The sequence below is a fragment of the Hymenobacter cellulosilyticus genome (assembly GCF_022919215.1).
Classification (GTDB): Bacteria; Bacteroidota; Bacteroidia; order Cytophagales; family Hymenobacteraceae; genus Hymenobacter; species Hymenobacter cellulosilyticus.
Window position 1 is genome coordinate 4578710 of the sequence record NZ_CP095046.1, and the last position, 26254, is coordinate 4604963.

General features: G+C 58.7%; 24 protein-coding genes, 1 tRNA gene and 1 pseudogene. 12 read left to right on the forward strand and 14 right to left on the reverse strand.

The window, feature by feature from the left end:
- Positions 1 to 212 precede the first annotated feature (212 nt).
- Positions 213 to 1250, reverse strand: coding sequence for a leucine-rich repeat domain-containing protein (locus MUN79_RS22580; protein ID WP_244674788.1), 1038 nt, complete (start codon positions 1248 to 1250; stop codon positions 213 to 215).
- A 337-nt stretch (positions 1251 to 1587) separates the two neighbouring features.
- Here MUN79_RS22580 and MUN79_RS22585 point away from each other — a divergent pair, with 337 nt between their 5' ends.
- Positions 1588 to 1854 carry a hypothetical protein gene (locus tag MUN79_RS22585; protein ID WP_244674789.1) on the forward strand — a complete coding sequence of 89 codons (267 nt, stop codon included), beginning with the start codon at positions 1588 to 1590 and terminating at the stop codon, positions 1852 to 1854.
- Between the two features lie 112 nt (positions 1855 to 1966).
- Here MUN79_RS22585 and MUN79_RS22590 read toward each other — a convergent pair whose 3' ends face one another.
- The 4 genes from MUN79_RS22590 to MUN79_RS22605 form a co-directional block, all read right to left on the reverse strand.
- A complete protein-coding gene (locus MUN79_RS22590) occupies positions 1967 to 2272 on the reverse strand; it encodes a hypothetical protein (RefSeq protein WP_244674790.1) in 306 nt (101 codons plus the stop codon).
- Between the two features lie 295 nt (positions 2273 to 2567).
- The gene (locus tag MUN79_RS22595; RefSeq protein WP_244674791.1) at positions 2568 to 3164 is read right to left on the reverse strand and encodes a hypothetical protein; all 597 of its coding nucleotides are present in this window, start codon (positions 3162 to 3164) and stop codon (positions 2568 to 2570) included.
- 109 nt (positions 3165 to 3273) lie between these two features.
- Positions 3274 to 3855 carry a hypothetical protein gene (locus MUN79_RS22600; protein ID WP_244674792.1) on the reverse strand — a complete coding sequence of 194 codons (582 nt, stop codon included), beginning with the start codon at positions 3853 to 3855 and terminating at the stop codon, positions 3274 to 3276.
- A 256-nt stretch (positions 3856 to 4111) separates the two neighbouring features.
- Entirely contained in the window at positions 4112 to 4663 is a 552-nt protein-coding gene (locus MUN79_RS22605) for a P-loop NTPase family protein (protein ID WP_244674793.1), read from the reverse strand.
- A 220-nt stretch (positions 4664 to 4883) separates the two neighbouring features.
- Here MUN79_RS22605 and MUN79_RS22610 point away from each other — a divergent pair, with 220 nt between their 5' ends.
- Entirely contained in the window at positions 4884 to 5612 is a 729-nt protein-coding gene (locus MUN79_RS22610) for a DUF481 domain-containing protein (protein ID WP_244674794.1), read from the forward strand.
- A 23-nt stretch (positions 5613 to 5635) separates the two neighbouring features.
- Here the strand turns inward: MUN79_RS22610 and MUN79_RS22615 are convergent, their stop codons facing one another.
- Positions 5636 to 6331: a hypothetical protein gene (locus MUN79_RS22615; protein WP_244674795.1), complete on the reverse strand. Its 696-nt coding sequence runs from the start codon at positions 6329 to 6331 to the stop codon at positions 5636 to 5638.
- 68 nt (positions 6332 to 6399) lie between these two features.
- Complete coding sequence (locus MUN79_RS22620) at positions 6400 to 7263, reverse strand: pirin family protein (RefSeq protein WP_244674796.1); 864 nt, start codon at positions 7261 to 7263, stop codon at positions 6400 to 6402.
- A gap of 169 nt (positions 7264 to 7432) precedes the next feature.
- On the opposite strand from MUN79_RS22620, the gene MUN79_RS22625 reads away from it, so the two are divergent.
- From MUN79_RS22625 to MUN79_RS22640, 4 genes are all read left to right on the forward strand, one after another.
- Positions 7433 to 7984 (forward strand): RNA polymerase sigma factor, encoded by a 552-nt coding sequence (locus MUN79_RS22625; protein ID WP_244674797.1) that lies wholly within the window; start codon positions 7433 to 7435, stop codon positions 7982 to 7984.
- Positions 7985 to 8014: 30 nt separating this feature from the next.
- Complete coding sequence (locus MUN79_RS22630) at positions 8015 to 8470, forward strand: hypothetical protein (protein ID WP_244674798.1); 456 nt, start codon at positions 8015 to 8017, stop codon at positions 8468 to 8470.
- Between the two features lie 35 nt (positions 8471 to 8505).
- Positions 8506 to 9009: a hypothetical protein gene (locus MUN79_RS22635; protein ID WP_244674799.1), complete on the forward strand. Its 504-nt coding sequence runs from the start codon at positions 8506 to 8508 to the stop codon at positions 9007 to 9009.
- 148 nt (positions 9010 to 9157) lie between these two features.
- Positions 9158 to 10348 carry an aspartate aminotransferase family protein gene (locus MUN79_RS22640; protein ID WP_244674800.1) on the forward strand — a complete coding sequence of 397 codons (1191 nt, stop codon included), beginning with the start codon at positions 9158 to 9160 and terminating at the stop codon, positions 10346 to 10348.
- Positions 10349 to 10434: 86 nt separating this feature from the next.
- Here MUN79_RS22640 and MUN79_RS22645 read toward each other — a convergent pair whose 3' ends face one another.
- Positions 10435 to 10893, reverse strand: a complete 459-nt coding sequence (locus MUN79_RS22645) for a tellurite resistance TerB family protein (RefSeq protein ID WP_244674801.1) — start codon at positions 10891 to 10893, stop codon at positions 10435 to 10437.
- A gap of 249 nt (positions 10894 to 11142) precedes the next feature.
- On the opposite strand from MUN79_RS22645, the pseudogene pfkA reads away from it, so the two are divergent.
- A pseudogene (pfkA, locus tag MUN79_RS22650) lies at positions 11143 to 12113 on the forward strand (6-phosphofructokinase).
- A gap of 285 nt (positions 12114 to 12398) precedes the next feature.
- Here the strand turns inward: pfkA and miaA are convergent.
- Both miaA and MUN79_RS22660 read right to left on the reverse strand, forming a co-directional pair.
- A complete protein-coding gene (gene miaA / locus MUN79_RS22655; RefSeq protein WP_244674802.1) occupies positions 12399 to 13301 on the reverse strand; it encodes a tRNA (adenosine(37)-N6)-dimethylallyltransferase MiaA in 903 nt (300 codons plus the stop codon).
- Positions 13298 to 14425, reverse strand: a complete 1128-nt coding sequence (locus tag MUN79_RS22660; RefSeq protein WP_244674803.1) for a glycosyltransferase — start codon at positions 14423 to 14425, stop codon at positions 13298 to 13300. The genes miaA and MUN79_RS22660 overlap by 4 nt, the downstream gene beginning before the upstream one ends.
- Before the next feature lie 146 nt (positions 14426 to 14571).
- Between MUN79_RS22660 and MUN79_RS22665 the strand changes: the two genes are divergently transcribed.
- The 3 genes from MUN79_RS22665 to MUN79_RS22675 all read left to right on the forward strand — a co-directional run bounded on the left by MUN79_RS22665 (position 14572) and on the right by MUN79_RS22675 (position 19995).
- Entirely contained in the window at positions 14572 to 18684 is a 4113-nt protein-coding gene (locus tag MUN79_RS22665) for a PAS domain S-box protein (RefSeq protein WP_244674804.1), read from the forward strand.
- A 59-nt stretch (positions 18685 to 18743) separates the two neighbouring features.
- A complete protein-coding gene (locus MUN79_RS22670) occupies positions 18744 to 19121 on the forward strand; it encodes a response regulator (RefSeq protein ID WP_244674805.1) in 378 nt (125 codons plus the stop codon).
- A gap of 106 nt (positions 19122 to 19227) precedes the next feature.
- Positions 19228 to 19995 carry an MBL fold metallo-hydrolase gene (locus MUN79_RS22675; protein WP_244674806.1) on the forward strand — a complete coding sequence of 256 codons (768 nt, stop codon included), beginning with the start codon at positions 19228 to 19230 and terminating at the stop codon, positions 19993 to 19995.
- Between the two features lie 90 nt (positions 19996 to 20085).
- On the opposite strand, the gene MUN79_RS22680 is transcribed toward MUN79_RS22675, so the two are convergent.
- On the reverse strand, positions 20086 to 20517 hold the full coding sequence (locus MUN79_RS22680; RefSeq protein ID WP_244674807.1) for a hypothetical protein: 432 nt from the start codon (positions 20515 to 20517) through the stop codon (positions 20086 to 20088).
- Positions 20518 to 20758: 241 nt separating this feature from the next.
- On the opposite strand from MUN79_RS22680, the gene MUN79_RS22685 reads away from it, so the two are divergent.
- Positions 20759 to 22306, forward strand: coding sequence for an NFACT RNA binding domain-containing protein (locus MUN79_RS22685; RefSeq protein WP_244674808.1), 1548 nt, complete (start codon positions 20759 to 20761; stop codon positions 22304 to 22306).
- A 65-nt stretch (positions 22307 to 22371) separates the two neighbouring features.
- Here the strand turns inward: MUN79_RS22685 and MUN79_RS22690 are convergent.
- A tRNA-Leu gene (locus MUN79_RS22690) sits at positions 22372 to 22452 on the reverse strand.
- Positions 22453 to 22882: 430 nt separating this feature from the next.
- The gene (locus tag MUN79_RS22695; RefSeq protein WP_244674809.1) at positions 22883 to 23563 is read right to left on the reverse strand and encodes a Dps family protein; all 681 of its coding nucleotides are present in this window, start codon (positions 23561 to 23563) and stop codon (positions 22883 to 22885) included.
- A 176-nt stretch (positions 23564 to 23739) separates the two neighbouring features.
- Here MUN79_RS22695 and MUN79_RS22700 point away from each other — a divergent pair, with 176 nt between their 5' ends.
- The gene (locus MUN79_RS22700; RefSeq protein WP_244674810.1) at positions 23740 to 24447 is read left to right on the forward strand and encodes a VIT1/CCC1 transporter family protein; all 708 of its coding nucleotides are present in this window, start codon (positions 23740 to 23742) and stop codon (positions 24445 to 24447) included.
- 66 nt (positions 24448 to 24513) lie between these two features.
- Here the strand turns inward: MUN79_RS22700 and MUN79_RS22705 are convergent, their stop codons facing one another.
- Entirely contained in the window at positions 24514 to 26124 is a 1611-nt protein-coding gene (locus tag MUN79_RS22705; protein WP_244674811.1) for a hypothetical protein, read from the reverse strand.
- Positions 26125 to 26254: the final 130 nt, after the last annotated feature.

Sequence of the window (26254 nt, forward strand, 5' to 3'; positions counted from 1 at the left end):
CAGTAGTACGGGCCGAGATTGTACTTCCTGCATCTCCTCAGCTCCCGCAAGCACATCATGGTCCTTACGGGAAGGGCGGATTGGCGTTTACAACGCAGCCGAGAGCCAGTCTTGAAAACTCGCTCCAGCTGACCTTATTTTCCGCTATCTGGAAAGACTTTATCTTTCCTGAAAACCTCGGGCTTGTTAGGTAACTAAAGAGTTTGCTAGACTTACGTATCAGGTGTATTGATTTTAAACTCCTTATACTCATAGGCATCCATCACCTCGGGAGGGTAGAATTCTTTTAATTTTGCCAATCTTTCAAAGAAGTGCTTTGGCAATTTTCTGATAGTATTCCCAGATATTTCCAATACCTCAAGCTTCTTAGTGTTCAATATCTCATTTGGTAGCTGAGTCAAAGAATTATTACCTAGTTGTAAGTATCTCAAATTAGGCAAGGAAAATAAACCTATTGGCAGGTGTCGAATGTCGTTATTCCAGACGTTTATTTCTTCTAAGCCGGTAAGACCAAGCACCGAATTAGGCACAACTTTAAGCCCACACCCTCTTATGCTGATATATTTAAGATGCTTAAATCTACTTATCATTGATAAATCCGCATTGCTTAAATCATTATCATCCAAGTACAATGATTTTATATTACTGAATAACCTCAATTGATCAGGAAGTTTTTTAAGACCACAATCTATTAAACTAATACTCACTACCGTATCCGGCCTGCTTCTAGCGAGTTTCAAGAAATTATCATAAGACCGTTCCTGATGCAAAATATCAAAAGTATAACTCTTATCACGTACTTTAAACTTAAACTTACCAGTTACAGTAATTGTATCCGTCAAATGCTGAATTGAGTCTAGAACAGCTACACTTTTAAAGTATAGTTTACCAATAATTGTATCACCAACATTATAATGTCTTTTATTCAATACCATCCGTTGATCTATTGGGGTATAACTACGGTTATAAGTACATCCAAACTCGTTTAGCCTTAGGTAAAATTTGCCTTTATTCATCTTAATTACTAATTTCTTAGTTGTCATAATACCACTACTGCTAAATAGCATAATTGTATCATTGTATATTTTACAAAACCCATCTGCATCACGAATGCATCTTTTATACATGCCTTGCATTGTGCTTTGTTTTATTGAAAGGCTATCTTCTACTCCTTTTATTAAACTTGTATCAAACGTATAATTATTGTCAAGCACTTTACCTGCCTCCCTATTTTGCAGGCAGGAACTCAAGAACCAAATACCAAGAGATAGTATTAGTACATGTATCTTCATAAATTGCGAACTGAGCATTCTTTATGTTTATATAAGCTGCAGCAAATTAACCAATAAGTCATTAGTCTTATTGTCTTTACTTGGTCAACAGTATACAATTTGTGTCACCTGCCTTGTAATTCCCTAGTTTGGGTAGGATGCTATTTATTATAAGCTCAAAAAAGAAGCTGACCGCCTGCGCTTCTTTCCCGGCGGCAACTCGGAATACCACCAGGCCAGCCGCGCCACCTGGCCCGGCCTGCTCGAGCGCCTCGATACGGCCTTCACCGACCTGGGCGGCGCCTTCGACCCCGACGTGAAGGCCACCTATAGTCAGCACCGGCAGGCGCTGCTTTCGGCCCTAGCTACCCAGAGCGGGCAGAAAAAGCAGGTTACCGACGCCAAGCTAGGCAGCGTGGCCGAGCGGGCTCTGCTCACGCGCCAGCTCGCGCGCAACGCCCGCACCCTGAGTCTGGCCTTTGAGGAGCAGCCCGAGGAAGCCGCATCGGATTTCGACAAGAAGTACTTCAACCAGCACAAGGCCACTACAGCAAAGGAGGCCAGCCCCAAGCCTACTGTCTAAGGCAGGTTAGCCAGGTCTGAGAAACAGAAACGGCCCCGGTTGCGCAAAGCAGCCGGGGCCGTTTGGGTTAGGCGCTGCTTATTCAGACGCGGGGCAAACGTTGATTTTCAGCTTACGGTCCGTCACCGTTATTTAACCGGCTGATGATAAACTCATCATCTGCCGTAGCGCCCCAGCTGGCAATAGGATATAGAGCCGAATTGACAATGACAAAGAAAGCCTGGCCTTTGAAGCTGGCAACAATTTCCTGAAGCTCAGCTGCCTTTCGACCTTGATACATCAGCCTGGCATTCACAGGCAATGTCACCAGCAGATATTCCCTTTTTGCTTCCGCTACAATTTTCTGGCTTTTTATAATACCCCATCCCAATTCCTGGTTTTCTTCCAGGTTATTAGGTACAAAGGCAAGCAGAATCAATCGGTTATCAGAAGTGCTCTTGGATTTTGGGTATTGCTCCAAGCAGTGCTGGGCACTCTCAATAGTTCTGTATGTCTGGGCACAACAATCACAGATTTTCGGGCGTCGTATGTTAAGAATACCACAGCTTTGCAAAAGGAAAAGCAGCGTCCAAAGACTAAGTAAACGCCTCATACAAACGAATCAGTACCCGAGTTTAGGGTGGCAAGGACTAGGTCTGCTGTCCCTTCTGCGGCACAGCAGTTCTGGTCCGAAAATGCGGAAGTAGTCGGGGCAGCCGGGCCGGGCAGGGCGGCTAGTGCATGCAGCCCACGTAGATGTTGGATTTTATTTTAAACGGCTTGCCCGGGGCTTTGCCCAGCGCGGCCAGGGCGCTGTCGGCGGTGGCTTCCTGCTCGTAGATGCCGGTGACCAGGGCCAGGGTGTGCGGGCCGGCCTGGTCCTTATACTGGCTCAGATACTCCAGGCTCAGGGAATGGGACGGAAAGCGGCGGGGGTAATACTCGCCGGCGTACATCTCGTCCTCATCGTTTTCGGGCACGATAATGCGGTTTTTCTCGACGTTGAAATACCGGCCCATCGTATCAATGCTCAGGGTGAGCTGCTGGCTCAGTCCCAGCATCCGGCTCCGCAGTGCCGGGTACGAGCGGCTAGTATCGGCCACGACCACGAAGTAGGTGGCGTAGCCGGCGTTGGCGCTGTCGGCCGAAATACCTTCGGGCTCCTCCTCTACCGGGGCCACGGAGGGCACGACCGGTTTAGGCGAAGCCACTGCCTGTTGCACTTCTACCACGGGAGCCTCGGCCACGGGTGCGGAGGCCGGCGACGACTGGCAGGCGAAAAGGAGCACTGGAGCCAGCCGCAGTGAGTAAGTCAGCAAGCGTGTATGCATAGGGAGGAAGTAGTCAGGGGCAGTTTTTTGGCAAGAATTGGCGGCGTAAAATAGCCAATACGGGATATATCGGCGTCGTTCGGGGTAGACTGCGGTTGTCGGGCCTGCTTTATAAGGGTCCCACGGCCAGGGAAACTTCCACGGCAACCTTATTTCCGGTCAGTTTTCTGACCTGGTCGATGGTTAGGAAGCGGCGCATATTCTCGTCGCCAAACTCAATTTCCGCGTTGAGCGTGAGCGGCTCGGCCGCACTTTTGGCGTGCCGACTGGTATACGTCCGCAAAGCTTTGATGGCGGCGGCAATATTCATGGGAGCGTTAATTCCCGGCTGGGCTTCGGCCAGCAGTTGGGCAGCGTTCCGAAACCAGGCTTCCAGGGCCGCCGGACTTTGCCGGAACCGGGTGGTCGTGAAACGGAAACGCAGCACGTAATACTCGCAGCCCTCATGCCGGATGGTCAGCTGGTCGCCGGAGGGCAGCACCACTGTTTCCAGGCCCGAATGCTTATCGGGCAGCAGGCGGAAGGTGGTGCGGGAAAAGATTTTCCGGCGCACTACGGGCTCGGCGGCCCCACGGGGGCAGTCCTCATCGTGCCCCCGGGGCACGGTGGGAAAATAAGGCGGGGAAATGACTTCAGAAAAGCCCAGCAGGCTCCCGAGCACCAGGCCCAGACTACCACCAATACGCAGCATAAGAATAGCACAGAATGACTGGCCGCAGTGCATCGGCAAGCCGGCCCCGGAAGCACTGGCGGAAGGTATTGAAATTGCCGAAAGGACGCGGGATTTGCGTGCGTTATCAAAGTCGATGAGCGGATTTAGGCGCAATGGCAAAGTGCTGGCTTAAAGCGCCGGCAACTACTTCTGCTTTTTTCCCAAAGGGCCTACAAAAGTCAGAAACAGGAATCGTTGGAATTGACCAGACAGGAGTCTTATAGGCGCAGAAAGATCAGTGCCACCCTAATTCGATTAGCTTGTGCCCTACAAGCTGCAGGCGCTGCTCCACGGATAGGTCGCCCCGTAGTTCCAGTACGGGACAAGTAACCTGGGTAAGCCAGCTGTTATGATTTGCTAGCGTACGATGCCCGCCGCTGGAATTATCGTCATATCCTGCCGCCCACGCCAGAAATGCATGGTACTGGGCGGCGCGGGCTGGTTCTGTGGCTATCTTGCTACCGTAGCGCTCCTGCTCCCGCTGTTGCAAACGGCTTAGGCGCAGGGCCGGGGGGAGCCAGAGAAAGATAACCAGATCAAAGGCCGTTAGCCACTGGTCGCCCCACCCGACCAAAGAGCCGCCCAGAATCCAACGGGGCTGCTGGCTCAACTCTTGGCTAAGGGCGGCATTGCGCGCATACGCGGGACGCCGCTTGGTAAAGGGAGGCTCGGATACCACCCAAAAATACTCGTCACTATCAAAATAGCGGACGCCAAGCGCCTCACCAAGTGCCTTGCCTAAGGTGGTGACACCGGAGCCGGAAGCTCCGACAATGTGTAGTTTCATAGCGGCATAAGTACAGCTCTCAACAACATTCTTCCTAGCCCGGAAGACTTCATTATCCACTTAATCTTTTCCGAATTATCTGCCGGGGCGGGGTAAGCAATGCTTCTGACGACCCGGAAGCCAGAAACATTGCGCTCCTGCTAACGCCTGATAAACCCGGCAGCTTTGCCCGGTCCCTCCTACCTTTGCTGCTCACCACAGCCACCCGGCTGGGCTATTCATGACGTTTCGCTACCTGCTTTGCTTGGTCTTTCTGCTGGGTTTTCTGCTGCCGGTCTGCGCCCAGAAGGCCGATACCACCATCATCCGCTACAGCGGGCAGCTGGCGGGGCAATACTCGGCCGGGGGCGTCAACCGCACCCTGTTCTCGACCAGTCACTCGGCCACGCTGCTGCGGGGCCTGCACTTCGGCGCCCCCGTGACGGGCAGCTTTTTGTTTGGCAAGCAGGACAAGCGGCTCAAGGAGCGGGAATGGCTCTTCAACGCTACGCCCTACTACTGGAAAGGACGGTTCCGCCTCTACGGCATCGGGGGCTATGAACGCAGCAACCTGCGGGGCATCAACAACCGCTACCAGCTGGGCGCCGGGCCGGGCTGGGCGTTTTACTCCGACTCCCTGGGCCGGGAAGTGGCGGTAAGTAATTTGCTGATCCGGGAAGCTACCTACTTCGAGGGCGGCACAGAGCGGCTGGTGTCGCGCAGCTCCACGCGGCTGAAAGTGGTGTATTCCTACCGGGTGTTTGCCCTCAACTCCACCACGCTCTACCAGCCCAATCTGGCCAACTTCACCGACTACCGCGCCACCCAGCTCACCACCCTGGCGTTGCGTTTCAGCCCCCGTTTCGCTCTTACGGGCACCTACACCTACACCTTCGAAAGCCGGGTACTCGAAGGCAAGCCCACCGACAACACCAACGTGACGGTAGGCGTGACTTTCAGCACCAAGTAAAAATAGCGCACGGCCTTTTTGGCTTAGAGGGCCAGCCGCCGCAGGGTGGGCACGCCCTGCCATTGCGCCAGGGGCTTGCCGGTGGCATCAAACAGACTCAGTTCGGCCTTATCGGCGTCGGAGCCGAGGCCGACCAGAATCGAGAAGTTGCGCGTGGGCGTTTCGCCCAGGTATTCGGTGGCCCCGTAGGAAACCTGGCTTTCGGTGTCCTCGGGCACTTCGGCCGCCAGCAGGAAGCCCGGATTTAGGGTAGCCACGCCTTCCTCGTGCAGCGGGCCGCTTTTGCCGCCCAGTACCTCGGCCGCAAACCGAATGCTGGTATAGTTCAGGCGCGTTACGGTCAGGGTAACCGTTTGGGCGCCTTGCCGGCCGCTGTAGGTCACGGGCTTGCCGGCGGGCAGGTCGGTAGGAAAGTCGGCGGTGCCAAATCCCTCCATCACCAGCGTCTTGCCCTTCACCTGATACTCTTGTTTGCCGGTCACGTCCCGCAGCGCCTTCACAAACTCCGGCGACAAGCCCGTGGAGTCGGTCGGGGCCGTAGCTCCGGAAGCGGCCGAGTCGGGGGCCGGCGGCGGGGCCGGGGCAGTATCGGCGGCCACGGTCAGGGGCTTTTCCGGCGCAGTGGCCGCCTGGTCGTTGTTCTTCTTAGACGAGCAGGCGGCCAGCACGCTCAAACTCAACACGGTGCCCCAAATGGCAGGACGAAACAGGAAAGACACGGGACAGACAGAGTTAGAGAGGAAGAAAGGTGGAAAGAAGCCGCAGCCCGGGCTTTTCCGGCCGCAACTTACTCATCAAACAGCATTCCCATCCGGCCCATCTGGTAGTCGCGCATGGCTTCCATGATTTCGGTCTGGGTGTTCATGACGTAGGGCCCCTGCCACACCAGAGGCTCGTGGTAGGGCTGGCCGGTGCAATACAGTACCGTGGCCGCCTCGGTGGCCTGCAGGTCAATAGCGGTGCCCTCAGGCTCAAACTCCACCAGCGTCCGGCTCCCGACGCCGCGGCCATTCACCGTCAGGTTGCCGCGGAGCACATACAGCAGCACGGTGCGCCCGGGCTCTACCGTGGTCTGGAACTGTCCCTCAGCCGCCAGCTCCAGCACGACTGCCTGAATGCCGGTAAGGGAGTCCACGGGGCCCGTGGTGCCCAACAGGCTGCCGGCTACCACCCGCACCCGGCTCCGGCCGTCGGCCAGTTCCACTTCCGGAACCTGCTCGGTCGTCACGCCCTGGTAGCGGGGCTGGGTGCGCTTGAGGCGAGCCGGCAGGTTTATCCAGAGCTGCACGTACTCGATGGTGCCGCCCGCCTCGCGCAGCTCCCGGGAAATATTCTCGCTGTGCACAATGCCCAGGCCGGCCGTCATCCACTGCACCCCGCCGGCCCCCACGACGCCACTGTTGCCCCGCGAATCGTGGTGGCGCACGTCGCCGGCGAAGACGAAGGTCACGGTTTCGAAGCCCCGGTGCGGGTGGGGCGCAAACGGCAGGCCTCGGCCAGCGGGCTCCAGCGCTTCGGGGCCGGTGTGGTGCAAGAGCAAGAATGGGTCGAGCTGCTCGGCAAAGCGGCTGGGCAGGGGCTGGTAGGTTGTCAGGTATTCCTGCTCGAGCGGTTCGGCCACAATGCGGCGACGGACGGGCTTTAGGGACATAAAGGCAAGTAATTTTGTCTGGTAGAAAGCCGGAATGCCCGGTGGGCGGCTCTATGCAGTGCCCAGTCGGACTTTACCCGGCCAACTTTTTTTCGGGTATAAGTAAACCAAACCTAGGGATTCTGCTCTAACCCGGCACAGCCCCGCCGCTCCTAACCCGCTCCCCTGCTTGGAAGACCAGGAAATCCTCGCCAAGTTCGCCGACCCTGCTGCCCGTAACGTGGCCTTTAATCAGCTGGTGCGCAAGTACCAGTCGAAGATCTATTGGCACGTGCGCAAGATGGTTATCGACCACGACGATGCCGACGACCTGACCCAGGACGTGTTTGTAAAGGTGTGGAAGCACCTGGGCAATTTCCGCCAGGATGCCTCCCTCTACACCTGGATTTACCGCATTGCTACCAATGAGTGCCTGAACTTTTTGTCGGCAAAGCGGCGCAAGTTTTTCCTGCCCCTGCACGACGTGGCCGCCGAGCTGACCCAGAAAGTGGAGGCCGACCCCGGCCTGGCCGGCGACGAAATTGAGCGGCGCCTGCAAAAAGCCATTCTGCGCCTGCCCGACAAGCAGCGGCTGGTGTTCAATATGAAGTACTACGACGAAATAACCTACGAGCAGATGGCCGACATTACGGGCACCAGCGTAGGGGCGCTGAAGGCTTCCTACCACCACGCCGTCAAGAAAATCGAGCAATACGTCAACGAAGAGTCCCACCACGATTAAACCTCTCGGCCTGAGCCGTATCTAAGTCCTATGAACACTCCTTTTCGTCTGGATGACCACAAGCGGCGGCCCCAGCCGCTGGCCCCGCCGCCAGCCGACTACTTCGAGCAGCTGCCCCGCCAGGTAATGGCCCGGGTACAGCCCGCCCCGGGCCGGGAAAGTGCCGTGCTTGGCTGGCTGGCGGCCCTTCCCCTGCCGCTGCGCACGGCCCTGGCCTCGGCCCTGGTGCTGGGCAGCTTTGCCACGAGCTTTTTCCTGAGCCAGCCCGCCGAAACCGCTGCGTCGGCGCCGGTAGCGTCGTTGGAAACCGTGTCGCACACCGAAATGGTCCAGTATCTGCTAGCCAGCGACTCGCGGGTAACGCTCTCCGACCTGGCCGAGCTGCCCGCCGCCGACCCGGCGCTTACCGAGAGTTTCCTGCAAGCCTCCCCCGATGAGCTGCAGGATGCCTTGGATGCCCAGCCCGCCGACGACACCTACCTGTAATCCTTATTTTGCCGCTCCTTTTGCACTTCTCTCCCATGAAATATCTTCTTCGCGGCGTACTGGCCGTGTTTCTGCTGGTTGCCCTGCACACTTCGAGCCTGGCTCAGGGTGGCCGGCACCAGGGCCAGGGCGGCCGGCTCAACCAGCTGGAAAACGCCAAAATTGCCTACCTCACCGACAAGATTTCCCTGACCCAGGACCAGGCTCAGCGCTTTTGGCCCCTCTACAACGAGTTTTCGGATAAGCGCCGCGACGTGGCCCGCCGCATGCGGCAGCTGCGCAACGAAAACCCCGACGGCCTGAGTGACCAGCAAATCAAGGACAACCTGACCCAGGCCCTGACGCTGCGCCAGAATGAGGTCAACCTGGAAAAGGAATACTTCGACAAGTTCCAGAAGGTGCTGACCATCCGCCAGGTGGGCAAGCTCTTCATTGCCGAGCGCGACTTCACCAAGGAAGTTCTTAAACGCGTGGCCGACCGGCGCGGGGGCGGGGCTCCCGGTGGGGGGGCGTATGCTGGTCCGCCGGAAGAAAAATAGCTTTTCCGCACTCCTTATTGCATCAGACAGGCTGCTTCGGCAGCCTGTTTTGGTTTTCGGCTGTTTGGTAGCCAGACCTTCCTGGACCGCTCGGACGGGTGCAGGCAACAAGCCTCTACTATCTTTGCAGGCCCAATACCTCCTTGCTATGCTTACTCCGCGCCAGCTGTTTTTGCGCCACCAGGCCCAAACATCCGACTTTCCCTTGTTGCTTGAAATCGAGCGGGCTGAGGGGGTGTACATGTACGATACCAGTGGCCGCCGCATCCTGGATTTGATTTCGGGCATTGGGGTGAGCAACGTGGGCCACCGCCACCCGCGCGTCATTCAGGCCATTCAAAACCAGCTCGATAAGTATCTGCACCTGATGGTGTACGGCGAACTGGTGCAGGCTCCACCGGCCGAGCTGGCCTACGCCCTGCACCAGACGTTGCCCGAGTATCTGGACAGCGTGTATTTCACCAATTCCGGGGCCGAGGCCATTGAGGGAGCCCTGAAGCTGGCTAAGCGCCATACCGGTCGTACTGAGCTGATTTCCTGCCACAATGCCTACCACGGCTCCACTCACGGGGCGCTGTCCATCACCGGCTCCGAGGGCTTCAAGAACAGCTACCGGCCCCTGCTGCCCGACGTGCGCCACATCCACTTCAACGAGCTAGCCGACCTGGAACTGATTACCGAGCGCACGGCCGCCGTGGTCGTCGAAACGGTGCAGGGCGAAGCCGGCGTGCGGGTGCCGCTGCCCGGGTATCTGCCCGCGCTGCGGGAGCGGTGCCGGCAGGTAGGCGCTTTGCTCATTCTTGACGAAATTCAGTGCGGCTTCGGGCGCACCGGTTCGTTCTGGGCCTTCGAGCAGTTCGGCGTGCAGCCCGATATTCTGGTGTGCGCCAAGGGCATGGGCGGCGGCATGCCCATCGGGGCCTTTATTTCGTCTACGGAAATCATGGCCGGCTTCAAGACCAACCCGATTCTGGGCCACTGCACCACATTTGGCGGCCACCCGGTGTCGTGCGCCGCTTCGCTAGCTACGCTGCGCGTGATTCAGGAGGAAAACCTGCTGGCGGGCGTGCACGAAAAAGCCGCCCTGTTTCGGCGGCTTCTGCAGCATCCGGCCATCCGGCAGGTGCGGGGTCACGGCCTGTTGATGGCCGTGGAATTCGACTCCTTCGCCGTGCTCAAACCCATTATCGACCATGCCCTAGCGCACGAAGGAATTCTGACCGACTGGTTTCTGTTCTGCGACAACTCCCTGCGCATTGCCCCGCCTCTCACCATTTCGGAAGCCGAAATCGAGGAAGGCTGCGCGGCCCTGCTGCGGGCTATAGAAGCTGTGGTTTAGAGCATAGAGGTAAGACCTCAGAACTCAGAATGTTCTTTTATCGAAAAGTCTAAGTTCTGAGCTCTAAGATCTAAGGTCTAAACCTCCTACAGGCCGCTGCCTTTGGGATGGGTGCCGTTGTAGTTGAGGAAGGACTCCGACTCAGTTTTGATTTGCTCCCGGGGCAGGCCGTCCTTCACGCCGATAGAGATTTTGCGCACTAGCACGCCCACAATGGCTTTGCGGAAGCCCAGCTTTTCGGCCATGCCAATACAGAAGTCCATTTCGTGGTCGTCCACGATGCCGTCGGCCAGCATCATGTCCACCAGGTCAAAAATCTGGTCGAACCGCTCCGAGTCGTTGTCGGGCAGCACCAGGTTCACCGACCCCGAGTTAGCTACGATGGAACGCACGTCATCGGCCCGCATGCCGTTTTTCTTTCCCACCGCCACGATGAAGCTCATTTCCCGCTCATCAATGTGGCCGTCGGCCTTCGCCAGCGCCGCCAGATTCATGAGGTGACTCTTCACTTTCTTGGTTTGCTCGTTTTCAAAAAAGCCAAACATATACGGCGTTGCTTAAGTAACGGTGAAGGAAAAGAACTGGCCGACGAGGCCGCTCAAATACGGCAGCGGGGCGGTTAAGATACTCGGCAAGGGGCTTTCTTGCAATACGCAGCTTCAAAAAAAACAGCCAAACCGGCGTTATAATCTGCGCTGTTTTTTGCCTTTCCTTTCGCCAAAGGCTTTGTTTTCAATTTGGATTTATCACCTTTGCCCCGCCCGCACTGGGCAGTTCCGATTACCTGAATTATGATGAAACGTATTGCAGTTTTCACCAGCGGCGGCGACTCGCCGGGTATGAACGCCTGCATCCGGGCCGTGGTGCGCACGGCCGTGTATCACGGCATTGAGGTCTATGGCATCATGCGTGGCTACAGCGGCATGATCAAAGGCGAATTCGTTAAGCTCGACTCGGCTTCCGTGGCCAACACCGTGCAGAAGGGCGGCACCATCCTTAAATCGGCCCGCAGCCAGAAATTTATGACCAAGGAAGGCCGGCAGCAGGCCTTCGACCAGTTGGTCAACAACGGCATCGACGGCCTGGTAGCCATCGGCGGCAACGGCACGTTTACCGGCGCCACCATCTTCGAGCAGGAGTTCGGCATCCCGACCGTAGGCGCCCCCGGCACCATCGACAACGACCTCTACGGTACCGACTACACCATCGGCTACGACACGGCGGTGAATACGGCGCTGGAAGCCATTGATAAAATCCGCGACACGGCCGACTCCCACGACCGCTGCTTCTTTATCGAAGTAATGGGCCGCGACTCGGGCTATATTGCCATTCCCTGCGCCATCGGGGCGGGGCCGAAATCGTGATGATTCCCGAAACGCAGATGTCGACGGAGGCGGTGATTGAAACCCTGCAGGCGGGCTGGAAACGCTCTAAAACGTCCTTTATCGTGGTGGTAGCCGAAGGCGATGAGGAAGGCAACTCCCACGCCGTGGCCAAGCAAGTAAAGGAAGCTATTCCAGAACTCGACACCCGCGTAACGATTATCGGGCACGTGCAGCGCGGGGGCTCCCCCACCGCCGCCGACCGCCTGCTGGGCTCCCAAATCGGCATTGCCGCCGTGGAAGGCCTGATGAACGGCATGCGCAACGTGATGGCCGGCATCGTGGACCGCAAGCTCGTCTACACCCCCTTCTCTGACACGATTCACAAGAAAAAGCTCATCAACCAGACCTTCATGCGCATGGTCGAGATTCTCTCGGTATAAGCGGCGAACTAATAAGGTGAACTAGTGAAGTGGTGAGATGGTGAGTTTTTCGTTCTTACCGCTCTAACGCTGGTTTCCGTGTCATTGCGAGCAACGCGAAGCAATCCGTCCTCTACCGAATACGACTCGTTCTTTTACCAGAAAGCCCTTTACTACCGCGGTAGTAAAGGGCTTTTCATTTTGGAAAACGCCATACCTTTCAGAGGACGGATTGCTTCGTCGTGCCTCCTCGCAATGACACGCGCCGTTGACGCCGCTAGAACGACAACTCACCATTTCACAATTTCACCACTTCACCTCCCCAGGGTGCACCCACTGGTACTGCGGGTCGCGGCGGAGCCAGGTGAGCTGGCGCTTGGCATAGTGGCGGGTGTTGCGCTTGAGCAGGCGCACGGCTTCGGGCCAGTCGTAGAGGCCGTCGAGGAAGTCGAAAATTTCCTGGTAGCCCACGGTTTGCAGGGCGTTGTGGTGGCGGTACGGCAGCAACGCGGTGGCCTCGGCCAAAAGACCGGCTTCCAGCATGTGGTCTACCCGCTGGTCGATGCGCTGGTAGAGTTCTTCCCGGTCCCGGCTGAGGGCAATTTTGATTGTTTGGAACGACCGCTCCTTCGCAACTTTCGGGGTGTGGAAGCTGGAAAACGGCTGCCCGGTGCTGCGCGTCACTTCCAGGGCCCGCACCACGCGCTGGTGGTTTTGCCGGTCGATGCGGGCGTAGGTGACGGGGTCGAGGCGCTCCAGCTCGGCCACCAGCGGGGCCAGACCGTGCTCGGCCAGCTCCTGCTGCAGGGCGGCGCGCACCGTGAGGTCGGCCAGGGGCATTTCGTCCAAGCCTTCGGTAACGGCTTGCAGGTAGAGTCCCGAGCCCCCGGTCAGAATCACGACTTGATGCTGCTGAAACAGCTGGTCGAGCAAGCCCAGGCAGTCGACTTCAAAGCGGCCGGCATTATACTCCTCGGTGATGCTGTGCGAGTCGATAAAATGGTGGGTTACGCCCTGCATTTCGGCCGCCGTGGGCTTGGCCGTACCGATGCTCAGCTCCCGGAAAAACTGGCGCGAGTCGGCCGAAATTACGTCGGTCTGGTAATGCTGGGCCAGCTGTACGCACAGGGCCGTTTTGCCCACGGCCGTGGGGCCCGTAATGACCAGCAAAGTAGGTTTAGGCGGCGCCAGGCCGGGAAGCAGATTCATGCAGGAATAGGTTGGGGCGCCCACAGGGCTTCGTACAAAGCTAGCAGATGTTGCTCCTCGCGCTGCCAGTTAAACTCCCGGCGGGCCTGTCGGCAGTTCTGGGCCAGCTCATGGTAGCGGGCGGGATTCAGGTGCAGCAACCCATTCAGAGCCGCCGCAATGGATGCTGGAGTCAGCTCCACTACTTCAGCCACTTCGTACTGCGCGTTGAGGTGGCGATACTCAGGAAAGTCCACGATGAGCTGCGGAATGCCGGCGTGCAGGTAGTCGAAAAATTTATTGGCCAGGGAATAGTAATAGCTCAGGCCCTGGTTTTCGAGCAGCATAATACCCACCGTAGCCCCATTGGTGACCTCGCGCAGCTCGGCCGGCAGCACGAAGCCCCGGAAGTCAACCTTTCCGGAATCGAGCAGGCCCAGGACGGCGGCCCGCTCCCGCAGCGCCTGCGACAAGTCGCCTTCCCCGCAAATTACCAGCCGCCCCGCCACCTGGGGCATGGCGTCGAGCAGGGCTTCCAGGCCGCGGCCGGCATTGAGGGCCCCCTGGTAGAGAATATAGCCGTCGGCCGGAGCGGCAGCTGGTGCGGGTGGCAGCTCGGCGGGCGTAAGGCGGCTGATATTGCGCACCACGTTGAAGGGCTTGGCATAGCGCTGCTCAAACACCCGCGCCAGGGCCGGGCCCACCGTGTAAGCCAGCGTGGCCCGGGGCACAATAAACCGCTCCACAGCCCGCCAGAGCTTCTGCACGGCCGGGCGGGCCACCACTTCGGGCACTTCTGTAAACAGCTCGTGGGCGTCGTAAATAAAGGGCTGCCTACCCAGCCAAGCCCGCAGCCACACCGGCAAGGCCGTGTCCAGATCAATGGCGCACCAGGCCGCGGCGCGCTGGCGCAGCAGGTAAAAAAACAGCCGCAGGTTGAATTCTACGTAGAACAGCTTACCCTTATTCTGCCAGCAACGTAACCGGTGTTGGCGGTAAGCCTGCTCAGTTAGCGGACGGGACGCGGGCCACTCCCGCCCCACCAGCAGCACGTCGTAGCCGTGCCGGGCCAGGCTGCCGCAAATTCGCTGCATGCGCTGGTCGTAGTTTAAATCGGTGGTAACGGTGAAGATAAGGGTGCGCATACAAGGAAACAGCGGCGGCCGGTGCGCAGGAATCTGCCGCAAAACCGCGCTATCTGGGATATTTTTGACAAATTTAAGGAGTTAAAACTCGCGTACTGGTTAGCAGGGGTAGATGATGCTCCCCCGCGAACCGCCTTTTCTACCCGATGTCGACTAATCCTGTACCACCGGCTGACGCTGCAGCGCCACGGGCTCTCCCAGTCCCGCCCGCTGATTTCTACCGCGTCCTGTTCGAGGAAGCCTACGACGCCATCCTGCTCTTCGATGAGCAGGGCGGATTGGTCGATTGCAACCAGACTGCTCTGCGCCTGCTAGGCACCACCCGCACCACCCTGCTGACGGCGGGCCTGATGACCCTGGCCACGCCGGCCGCCGGCCCCAACTACTGGCAATCGGACGATGAGCTGCGCGCGGCCGTTCGAGACGCGGCCCGCACCGGCACCCGCTACGTCAAACGCTGGACGGGCCAACGGGCTGATGCAACGGCCCTGGACTCGGTGGCAACGCTGCACCGCGTGCCTGCTCCCAACGGCGCCGTGCGGGTGCAGCTGACCTTGCGCGACGTGGTGGAAACGGCAGCCCCGGCAACCGACGACACCATCACCCGGCAGCAGGCCCTGGACTTGTCGCAGGACCACCTGCGCGACCTGCTCAGCCGCACCAACCTGAGCTACGTGCGCGCCAACCGTGCCGGCATCATTGAAGATGTCAACGACTTTTTTCTGCACTACACCGAGTACACCCGGGAAGAAGTGCTGGGGCGGAGCTTTCACGAAACCTTCTCCCCGCCGGCCGACCGGGCCCGGATGCAACAGGCCTACCTGACCTGTATTGAAACCGAACAGCTGCTGGATTTCTACGAGCGTGCCATCATGACCAAATCGGGCCAGACCCGGATGGTGTACTGGCACGCCGAGTTTTCCCGCGACCTGAAGGGCCAGGTGACCGGCATATTTGTGGTGGGCCGCGACTATACCGACCGCCACGTGGCCGCCCGGGCCCTGACCGACAACCGCCACCGCCTGCAGGACTTTCTGGACAATGCCCACGACCTGATTCAGAACCTGAGCATCGACAACCGCTTCCTGTTCGTGAACAAGGCCTGGAAGGAAAAGCTAGGCTTCAGCGACGAGGACCTCTCGCAGATGACCCTGGGCGACGTGGTGCACCCCTATTACAAGGCCAAGCTGCTTTACCAGCTGCGCAACCTCTACAAGGGCGAGAAAGTCAACAAGCTCGAAACCGTCTTCCTGACCAAGACCGGCAAGCCGATCCACCTGATTGGCTCGATTTCCTGCTCCTGGCAGGATGATGAGCCCGTGAGCACCCGCGCCATTCTGCACGACATCACCGACCGCATCAAGGCCGAGCGGCTGCAGAAGGTGTACTACAGCATTGCCAACCTGGCCATCAGCTCCAAGGATTTACAGTCGCTCTACGGGGCCATTCACCGGGAGCTGAGCAAAATCATTGAAACCAATAACTTCTACATTGCCCTCTGCGACGACGCGCGCACCCAGCTGCAGTTCAGCTACTTTGTAGACCAGAATATTCAGGGTGAGCAGGGTTTGGTGTCGCGGCCGTTTTCGTCGGGCGTGTCGGAGTATATTATCCGCACCGGGCGGCCCCAGTACCTGCTGCGGGCCGAGTTGCAGGAGCTTATTGCCAACGGCACCATTACGGCCTTTGGGCTGATGCCGGAAGTGATGCTCTGCTCACCCCTGAGCATCGGGGAGCGAATTATCGGCGTGATTGCCGTGCAGGATTACCACAAGGCCGACGCCTACGCCGCGGCCGACATTGAGATTCTGCACTTCATCTCCAACCAGGTGGCCCTGGCCATTGAGCGCAAGCGCAATGAGGTGCAGATCAACAAGCAGAACGCCCGCCTGAACGCCATTTTCGAGAGCGGCTCCCACCTGATGTGGTCGGTAGACATGCACTCGCGCCTGACCTCGTTTAACCGCAACTACTCGGCTTACTTCCTGCGCCGCAACGGCGTATACCCGTCCCTGAATGTGAACCTCTGGCAGGCCGATCTGGGCATGATGGAGGAAGACGCCCGCGAGGCCTTTATTGAAAATTACCGCCGCGCGTTTCAGGGCCAGCCCCAGCGCTTCGAGGTACGCCTGCGCGACTCCCGCGGGCAGGATACGTGGCGGGAAATCTACCTCAACCCGATTTACCTCGATGATGGCACCTTCGAGGAAATTTCGGGCATGGCCCACGACATCACCGAGAAAAAACGCTCCCAGCTGGAGCTGGCGGCTCAGGAAGAGAAGTTCCGGGCCATCTTCGAGTCGTTCCAGGACGTGTACTACCGCACCGATGGCAAGGGCGTGCTTACGCTGGTGAGCCCCTCGGTATCGGACATGCTGGGCTACAAGCCCGAGGAGGTGATCGGCTCACCCATCATGGACTACTACGTGCGGCCCGAGCAGCGCGATGAGCTGCTGAGCAACATCCAGCAGTTTGGCGAGGCGCGCAACATTGAAATCGACATGCGCCACAAGGACGGGCACGCGGTAAGCGTACTGGTGAATGCCCGGCAGGTCAACGATGGTCCAGCGGGCACCGAAGGCATCGGGCGCGACATCACCGAGTTCAAGCAGATGCAGGACGACTTGCGGCGGGCCAAGGAAGAAGCCGAAACCGCGCTGGAGGCCAAAACACAGTTTTTGGCCAACATGAGCCACGAACTGCGCACGCCCATGAACGGCATCATCGGCATGATTGACTTGCTGCACCAGACCGTGGCCTCCGAGGAGCAGGAAGAGTACGTGGATACCCTGCGCAAATCCTCGGACGCGCTGCTGGCCATTCTGAACGACATCCTAGACCTTTCGAAGATTCAGGCCGGCAAGCTGCAGCTCAACGAGTCGGGCATCGACCTGCACTACACTTTGGACAAGATTCATTCCCTGTTTGCCAACCGGGCCAACCAGAAGAAGCTCAAGTTCACCTACTTTATTACCTCCCACACCCCGCGCTTCATCATCACCGACGAAACCCGGGTGCTGCAGATTCTCTCGAACCTGACTTCCAACGCCATCAAGTTTACTGCGGCGGGCACGGTGAGCATCATTGTCTCGTCGGTATCCACGGACGGGGTAGAGCACACGCTGCGCTTTGCCGTGCAGGACTCCGGCATCGGGATTTCCCCGGCCAATGCCAAGCTGCTCTTCACCAACTTCACCCAGCTCGACACCACGCCTACCAAGGCCTTTGGCGGTACAGGGCTGGGCCTGGCCATCAGCAAGCAGCTGGCCGAGCTGCTAGGCGGCGAAATCGGCATGATTTCCAACACCGACGACGGCTCGACCTTCTGGTTTACGATGCGCTGCCGGGTGGCCTACAACGAGGAGGAAATCGTGCAGGAGCGCGTGGCCTCCCGCGACCGAAGCCACGAAATCATGCGCCTGGAAACGGCCCCGCGGGTGCTGCTGGTCGATGACAACCCCATCAACCAGAAAGTGGCCGTGCGCCTGCTCGACAAGCTAGGCTGCCAGATCGACGTGGCCAACGACGGGTTTGAGGCCATCAGCAAAGCCACCGCGCCAACGGGAGATTATGAGATGATCTTCATGGACATTCAGATGCCCGAAATGGACGGCATCACGGCCATGCACGAAATTCGCCAGCGCCTGGGCCGCAGCTGTCCGCCCATTGTGGCCATGACGGCCTACTCGATGAAGGAAGACGCCGAGCGGTTTGTGCAGCAGGGCATGGACGACTACATCTCCAAGCCGGTGAAGTCGCAGGACCTTTACACCGTGCTGCTGCGCTGGACCGGCGCGGCCGAGCGCATGGCCGCCCTGCACCTGTCGGCCGCTCCCGAAACGCCTGCCGCCCCCGAAGTAACCGAGCCCACGGTGGCCTACACCGCGGCCGGTGAGGCCGAAGAAACTGCTGACACCACCTTTATTGACCCCGAAGTGCTGGAGCAGCTGCGGCAGCTGGGCGGGGCCGAGTTTGCGGCCCAGCTTTACAGTGATTTTGAGCAGGAAGCCGGCGAGTTATTGACTGAAGCCCAGGAATTAGTGGATCAAAAGCAGTACGAGCAGATCCTGCCTCACTTGCACCAACTCAAGGGCACGGGCTTTACTTTGGGCATCAATGAACTGGCCGAATGCGTGAAAAGCTTGGAACATGACCTAAAAAAGGGCCAACTTGACCACGTAGAACGAGATTTTCGCACTATTATGCGGCACTTTACGGCCTTTACCCGGACATACCCGGCTGTTACCCAGGGCTCATAATTCCCGTAGAACCATTTGACTGACCTTCCCATCTTCTCCGACCTTAAACATTCTTTCCCATGGCTGATGCTAAAACCATCCTAATAGCAGAGGACAGCTCTGTTATTTTGAACCTGACCAAAAAAATCCTGGAGCTCCAGAAATACCGAATTGTATCGGCCAAAAACGGCGGGGAAGTTATCAAACAAGTAGAGGCCCAGCCTATCGACTGCGTGCTGATGGACATCAACATTCCGGTAAAAGACGGTATGGAATGCACCCGCGAGATTCGCCGCAACGCCGATCCGCGCATTGCCCAGATTCCGATTATTGCCATTACCGGCAACGCCAACAACTACTCCATGGAGCAGTTCCGCGAGGCCGGCGTTACGGATTACCTGCCCAAGCCCCTGGACTTCGACGCCCTGGTGCGGGTCGTAAAGCAGTATATCGGGTAAGCAACTTTGTCGTATAAATGCTGAATTATGAATTGAGAACCGCTACTTAGCCTTTGGCCAACAGGTCATTCACCATTCGTAATTCAGCATTTATACTTCAGACACAGTGCAAGTTACTTTTCTCGGCACGGGCACGTCGCAGGGGGTGCCCATGATTGGGTGCCACTGCCCGGTGTGTACCTCCGTGGACTACCGCGACAAGCGCCTGCGCGTATCAGTGCACGTGCAAACCCAGGGCAAGAGCCTGATTATCGACTCCGGGCCCGACTTCCGGCAGCAGGTGCTCCGGGCCCGCATCGACCACCTGGACGCGCTGGTGTTTACCCACGAGCACAAGGACCACACGGCCGGCATGGATGACATCCGGGCCTACAACTTCAAGCAGCAACAGGACATGCCCGTGTACGCCGAGCCGCGGGTGCTGGAGCAGCTCAAGCGCGAGTACGCCTACATTTTTGCCGAGCACAAGTATCCCGGTGTGCCCAAGGTGCAGACCATGCCGATTGTGAGCGACACGGAGAGTTTTCTGGTGGAAGGCGTGGAAGTGCATCCCATACGGGCCATGCACTATAAGCTGCCCGTGCTGGGTTACCGCATCGGCAACTTCACTTACATCACCGACGCCAACTACCTCTCGGAAGAGTCGTTGGAACGGGTGCGGGGCTCAGAGGTCATCGTGCTCAACGCCCTGCGCCACGAGCCGCATATTTCCCACTTCTCCCTGCAGGAAGCCGTAGATATCCTGACCGATCTAGCCCCGCGAGTAGGTTATTTGACTCATATCGGGCACCAATTGGGCAAGCACCGCGAAGTGGAAGCCACCCTGCCCAGCTTTATCCGCCTGGCCTACGACGGACTGCAGGTGGAGCTGTAAGCGCAGTAGCTGCCGCTGGAGCGCCCGGTATGAAGCACGGAATACCTTCGCTTGGGCAGTTGCTTATGAATGCGGTTAGGCAGCAGGGTGCTACGGATTGACCTTGGCTACCCGAAACCACAACGCCCAAGCCTGTTTAGCCGGCATCTTGCCCTTCTCCGGGGTTTGCTCAATTTCCCACCGGGTGTAGGTCAGCAAGTAGCGCCGGCCATTCGCTTTGATGTTGGTTGTATCCAGCCACGTGACGCGGTTGGAACTGGGTCGGTTTTTAGGCAAACGTACTTCCTGAGTTTGCCCCTGAGCATCGGTAATGGCTAGCTTAGGCCAGGCCGAAGGGCCCACGATGCACTGTAGCCCCTCGGGACAATAGGTTGTGTAGGCCTCATCGAGCCGCACGGTTAGCTCCGGGCTAGTTGTGGCCGGCAGAAAGGCCTGCTGTTGGTGATGCAGGGCAAAGTCCTGCTCGAAGCCGATGGCAAAGTCAGCGGCCGATCGTTCCGCCTCCGTTTTCGGATCAACCATTGTTTTTTGGCAGCCTGCCAGACTCAGGGTGGCCGCGAGGATTAGTAGAGTTGATTTCATTGTAGGTCGAATAAGTAATTTCACCCTTATTGCCCGAATTACGGGAGCTCTCGTCAGGGAGAGCCCGTTGAGGGGAACAATAGTTGCATCGGCTACTGCTGTTGTATTCGAGCCGGCGGGGCCAGCCCCAACTGGTTGCTACTCACCTGGCGCCTGCTACCCTGCCCCTTTTTGCTTTCTAATGCATAATAACTATTACTTCCTGCGCCAGCTGGCTCCGGCCCTCACTCAGCAGCTAGCGGGCTTTACCGTGGCCACGTGCTTTTCGCAGGAAAAAGATGAGCTTGTCATCGGCCTGACCAACGGCGCGGCGGAGTTCTGGTTCAAAGCCCAGCTTTCGGCCGGCTTTACGGCCTTGGCTTTGCCCGAAACCTTTCACCGGGCCCGCACCAACTCCGTGGACCTGCTACCGGGCCTGCTGGGCCTGGAAGTTGCCAGCGTCAGCGTATTTCCCCACGACCGGGTGCTACAGCTTAACTTCCAGACTAAAGCCACGCTCCAATTCAAGCTCTACGGGCCGCGGCCCAACGCCGTATTTCGCCCGGCACCCGGGCGGCAGCCGAGCTGTTTCATCAGCGCTACCTGGCCGACGCTGACCTCACCCCGGCCCCGAGCCCTCCCCGACCCGCTGAACCCACTGCGCAGCTACCCGGCCCTGGGCGACGTGCCCCCGCGCTACCTGCGTGCCCGCGGCTACGACACGGCCGACGCCACCGAACGGCTTCGGATGGTCGAGGAAGTTGTAGCCCTGCTCGAAAATCCAGCCCACTTCTACCTGACGGCCATTGAGGGCAAGACCCGGCTGACACTGCTGCCGGCGGGCGAAGTAGAGCAAATTCTGGCCCCCGACCCCGTGGCGGCCCTGCGCCTGTTTGTGCCGCTCACGCTGGGCCGCCGGGCTTATGAAACCGAGCTACGGCAGGTGCGGCAAGACCTGGAAAAGCGGGCCGAGGAAGCCACCATCAGCGCCAGTCAGGCCCGCACCCGCCTGCACGCCCTGGAGCATACCGCTGGCTACCGGCAGACGGCTGACCTGATTATGGCCAACCTGACCCAGATTCCGGCCGGAGCCGCGCAGGTGGAAGTCGTGGACTTTTACCAGGATAACCAGCTGCGCACCATCAAGCTCAAGGCTACCGAAACGCCCCAGCGCACGGCCCAGAACCTGTACCGTAAGGCCAAAAACCAGAAGATTGAAACCCAGCAGCTGCAGGAGCGCATCGAGCGGCGCGAAACCGAGGCTCTGTGGTGCCTGGAGCGTCTAGAGGAACTAGTAGGCATCACTGAGCTACGCGCCCTGCGTACCTGGCGCAAAACCCATGATTTACTGCCCGAAACCAAGGCCAAAGAAGCCGCGGAGCTGCCCTTCAAAGTGTTTACCGATGGTGGCTATACCATTCTGGTGGGCCGCAATGCTCAGAACAACGACCTGCTCACCCAGCGCTATGCTCACAAAGACGACCTCTGGCTGCACGCCAAGGACGTGACCGGCTCCCACGTGGTTATCAAGCAGAAAGCCGGGCAGACGATACCCGAGCCGGTAGTGGAGCGGGCCGCCCAGCTGGCAGCCTGGTATTCCCGCCGCAAAAACGACTCGCTCTGCCCTGTGACCGTGACGCCCAAAAAATTTGTGCGCAAGCGTAAGGGCGCCGTGGCCGGCCAGGTGGTAGTGGAGCGGGAACGGGTGGTGCTGGTAGTGCCCGCCAACCCGTTTGAGCGAGCAGGCTAACCAGACAAACCGTAAATGCAAAACCGGCCGGCTCCTGAGAAAGGAACCGGCCGGTTGGCGTTGTGTGCGCGCGGGAGATTCGAACTCCCACACCCGAAGGCACCACCCCCTCAAGATGGCGTGTCTACCAGTTTCACCACGTGCGCAGAGGAAAAAAGCGGTACTCACTTCCAGCAGACCCGGGCCACTGACTTCGCTGAGGCGGCGAAGTGGGGACAAAAGTAGGTGGTTGGGCCAAACGGTGCAAGCTAGAAGGCGTTTTTTCTGCAAAAAAGACGGTTTAACGCCCGACCTGTGTGGCTGATCCGCTTATAATCAAGCATAAAGCTGCTGATTTTTTTTCGTCTCTTTCGCTCATTCAGACTCGGCAACATCCGCCAAATCCGTATTTTGACCTACTCTGGCAGGCTGGCTCAGCCAATACGTAGAACAATGCGCCGGCAAAACCAATCTGAAAGCGGCCTAAAAACTTGGGGAAAGGAAGGCCTGCTGGGCGTAGCATACTACTTGCCTGAACCAGCAGCAAAAAGGGCGGCACCGGAGAGGTGCCGCCCTTTTCATAGGAGCAGTTGCTGCTTACTCGGCACGGGCCAGAGGCGTGTCAACTACGTGCTCGGAGATAAACCATACCTGCATTTCGTTGGCGCGCAGTACTTCGCTTACCAGCAGGTCGTTGGTGCCATCATCGCCGCTATCATCGGCTTGCTTGGCAAAATCGTGGCAGTTCTTGAGGATGATCTGGTGGGCTTCCAGCAGGCGCGATACCTGAATAGGGGCCTCTTCCCGGTCGCGGGGCGGGCGTGGGATGCTGGCCAGCTCGGCCACGTCGTGGGCCATGGCTACGGCCACGCCCCCCAGAATCTGAATGCGCTCGGCAATGGTATCGACCAGCACGCTTTGCTCCTCATAGTGCTTGTCGTAGAGCAGGTGCAGCTGGTAGAAGGTCGGGCCTACTACCTGCCAGTGGTGCTTTTTGTAGAGGTCGCGCAGCGTAATGGTGTCGGCCAGCATCTGGTTGAGGTTGTTCACGCTTTCCTGGCGGGTCTTCTCATCGAGACCGATGGGCAGGCGTTGCGACACGGTACCATACTTCTGGAGCGGAGCCGGGGCGTTAAACTGCTGATTGAGTACGGGCTGTACACTAGGTACCGACTGGCCATTGCTGGCGGCAGCACCCGTTGAGGCAGTCGGAGAAGCTTTGGGAGAAGCTGCGGCTTTGGCAGCAGGCTTTTTGGTGGTGATGTCTTTGGTAGCCATTGGTAGAGAGTAGCGAAAAAAGGATAGACAGCCGGAGCCGCCACTGGAAAGCTTTACGCGGGATACGGCGCTAGGTTCGGGGTTTTAGCGCGACCAGCAGGCTCAACCGTAGGTCTGGACCCGGTTCCAGGCTTACCTTCAGGCCCGACATCTTTCTGTTCTAGCTTTTTGTTTCTATGGCGCTGCCCCATCCGCACCCGCATCCGGAAGACCACCTGACCAGCTCGGCTATGCTGCAGGACATTGTCATTGGCCTTTCCGACGGCCTGACGGTGCCGTTTGCCCTGGCTGCCGGCCTGAGCGGGGCGGTGCAGTCGTCGGCGCTGGTCATTACGGCGGGCCTGGCCGAAATTGTGGCCGGCTCCATTGCCATGGGGCTGGGTGGCTACCTGGCCGGGCGCACCGAGGTAGAGCACTACGAGGCCGAGCTGGCCCGTGAGTACCGCGAGGTGCGGGAAGTGCCCGATGTGGAGCGGGCCGAAGTGCGCGACCTGCTAGCCGAAATCGGCTTGTCGGAAGCTACCCGGGAGCTGGCTGTGCAGGAGCTTACCGCCGACCCGGAGCAGTGGGTCAAGTTTATGATGAAGTACGAGCTAGGCCTGGAAAAGCCCGACCCGCGCCAGGCTCCCAAGAGCGCCGCCACGATTAGCCTGGCCTACGCCGCGGGCGGCCTGATTCCGCTGAGCGCCTACTTTTTCACGGCCACGCCCTCCCAGGGCCTGCTGTGGTCGGCCCTTATTACCCTGGTCTGCCTGCTCATCTTTGGCTACCTGAAAAGCCGGCTCACCGGGCAGCCACCCGTGGCAGGTGCCCTGAAAATGGCCGGCATCGGGGCCCTGGCCGCCGGAGCCGCCTTCTTTGTGGCCCGGCTCATCAGTGAGTAAGCCGGTAGTGTAACCAAAAAAGCCGGGCCTTTGTGGGGCCCGGCTTTTTTAGTGCGGGAGTGCGTATTACTCAGCGTCGGTGCGGAGCAGGCGGGCTACCTGGCGGCCGTCGGCGGTGCGGGCCAGATACAGGCCGGCCGGAACGCTGGCCGCGGGGCTCCACTGCACCTGGCCCGAGGGCAGGCTCAGCAGCGTAGTGACTTGCCGGCCCAACTGGTCGAATACCAGCACCTGCTGCACCCCGGGCCGGGCCAGGGTAAAGCTCACCTGGGTCTGGAAGGGCGTGGGTACGGCCGTCAGGGTGGTAGTGGACTTAGCGGCTTGCGTCGCCAGGGCGGGGCTGCTCACGCGGAAAGTCAACGTCTGGGTTTGGATGCCTTTGTAGGGACAGTTGCTGTCGGTGGTGGTAACGGTGCAGTAATAGAGGCCAGGGCTCAGGTTGACCGGTGGAATCCAGTCAATCTGGACCGTGGGGCTCACGCTGGGCGGGGCGGCCGTAAATTCGGAGTTGGGCAGCACCTGCTCCACGTTGCTGGTCATGGTCAGCACCTGCCCGGCATTGACGTCCGTGGCCCGCAGCCGCACGGTAACCAGCCGTCCGGCCACCACAGGAATCACCTCCGTTACGGGCTGGGTAACGGGGCTGTTGTTAACCGTTATAGGAGCCAGAACCGGGTTTCGGTTGTCGCCGCAGTCGACGACGGTAAACATCATGTCCCGCCGCACGGTGCCCACCAACGTAGCCACCCGCCGCCCCTGCGAATTGATGCTACGCCGATATTCCGACACCTTTACTGCCACCACGTGCTTGTTGTCGGAACTGTTTACGGCCGCATTATACAGTGTGGGGCGCATAGAAATTGAGCCGTTCTGACGGTCGAACTCAAAGTACGGCTGCAATTGCCGCTGCGGGCAGGTGCCCGTCAGATTAAAGGACGGCAGGGGAAAAGTTGGGGAATATGTCGCGGCGGGTAGGCTCGTAATGCAGGTGGGGTCCACCGGGTCCGGCGTCGATGAGGAGCCATACGACTTGTAGGTCAGCGGCTCGGAGCAGCTCATCAGCGGGGCTACCAGCTCATACGTCAGGGAGTCGCCATCGGGGTCCACGGCTTGCTCACTAAAGGTCGTAGGCAGGTTCCAGCCCACGAAAGACACGACCTGAGCCGTGGTGCTAAACACCGGCGAGGAATTGACAACCCCATTGGTATTATCGAGGGTTGCTTCGGTATACAGGTCCCCACTGCCAATATTCACGTTGCCGAGCGTAGGACGGGCATTGAGCGTTACGCTTAGGGTCCACTGCCCGGCGGGCAGCGTCACCGTGGCTTCAAACAGGCCGGTTTCGTAGTTGGTGGGCAAGCCCGAACCGCAGGGCTCCCCTACTGTGGCGCAATAGTCTTTCCCAATATGATAGGAGCCGCTGACCAGGGTCATGGGCACTCCCGGGGTCGAAAGCACGCTGCACGCGGTTGTCCGATACTTCAGGTCCGGGTTGATTGAGTTGAAGAGAGCCCCGCCGCAGTCCCGGTATACCCGAAAGGACACCTTGTAGCGGTTGTTGCCTAACGAGACGTAGGAAATTTCGCTGGCCTGAATGTGCGAAGCCTGGGCGCCGGACGCGGCCAATAAGCCGAGCAGCACCAGCAGGCCCCGCATGATAAGTAAAGGTTTCGTCATGTATCTTGCCGTAAGAGTGAGGAAGTAAAACAAACGCTACATAGTTAAGCAAAAGCTCATTGGCTTTAATATAGCTGCTGTATTTTATTCAAAACTCCCGCAATAGCCCGGCTCATACGCTGCTAGGCGG

Coding starts and splice junctions, on each gene's coding strand:
- MUN79_RS22595 (WP_244674791.1), bottom strand. CDS start 3,164: ATGCATACACGCTTGCTGACTTACTCACTGCGGCTGGCTCCAGTGCTC.
- MUN79_RS22600 (WP_244674792.1), bottom strand. CDS start 3,855: ATGCTGCGTATTGGTGGTAGTCTGGGCCTGGTGCTCGGGAGCCTGCTG.
- MUN79_RS22605 (WP_244674793.1), bottom strand. CDS start 4,663: ATGAAACTACACATTGTCGGAGCTTCCGGCTCCGGTGTCACCACCTTA.
- MUN79_RS22610 (WP_244674794.1), top strand. CDS start 4,884: ATGACGTTTCGCTACCTGCTTTGCTTGGTCTTTCTGCTGGGTTTTCTG.
- MUN79_RS22620 (WP_244674796.1), bottom strand. CDS start 7,263: ATGTCCCTAAAGCCCGTCCGTCGCCGCATTGTGGCCGAACCGCTCGAG.
- MUN79_RS22630 (WP_244674798.1), top strand. CDS start 8,015: ATGAACACTCCTTTTCGTCTGGATGACCACAAGCGGCGGCCCCAGCCG.
- MUN79_RS22635 (WP_244674799.1), top strand. CDS start 8,506: ATGAAATATCTTCTTCGCGGCGTACTGGCCGTGTTTCTGCTGGTTGCC.
- MUN79_RS22640 (WP_244674800.1), top strand. CDS start 9,158: ATGCTTACTCCGCGCCAGCTGTTTTTGCGCCACCAGGCCCAAACATCC.
- MUN79_RS22645 (WP_244674801.1), bottom strand. CDS start 10,893: ATGTTTGGCTTTTTTGAAAACGAGCAAACCAAGAAAGTGAAGAGTCAC.
- miaA (WP_244674802.1), bottom strand. CDS start 13,301: ATGAATCTGCTTCCCGGCCTGGCGCCGCCTAAACCTACTTTGCTGGTC.
- MUN79_RS22660 (WP_244674803.1), bottom strand. CDS start 14,425: ATGCGCACCCTTATCTTCACCGTTACCACCGATTTAAACTACGACCAG.
- MUN79_RS22665 (WP_244674804.1), top strand. CDS start 14,572: ATGTCGACTAATCCTGTACCACCGGCTGACGCTGCAGCGCCACGGGCT.
- MUN79_RS22670 (WP_244674805.1), top strand. CDS start 18,744: ATGGCTGATGCTAAAACCATCCTAATAGCAGAGGACAGCTCTGTTATT.
- MUN79_RS22680 (WP_244674807.1), bottom strand. CDS start 20,517: ATGGTTGATCCGAAAACGGAGGCGGAACGATCGGCCGCTGACTTTGCC.
- MUN79_RS22685 (WP_244674808.1), top strand. CDS start 20,759: ATGCATAATAACTATTACTTCCTGCGCCAGCTGGCTCCGGCCCTCACT.
- MUN79_RS22695 (WP_244674809.1), bottom strand. CDS start 23,563: ATGGCTACCAAAGACATCACCACCAAAAAGCCTGCTGCCAAAGCCGCA.
- MUN79_RS22700 (WP_244674810.1), top strand. CDS start 23,740: ATGGCGCTGCCCCATCCGCACCCGCATCCGGAAGACCACCTGACCAGC.
- MUN79_RS22705 (WP_244674811.1), bottom strand. CDS start 26,124: ATGACGAAACCTTTACTTATCATGCGGGGCCTGCTGGTGCTGCTCGGC.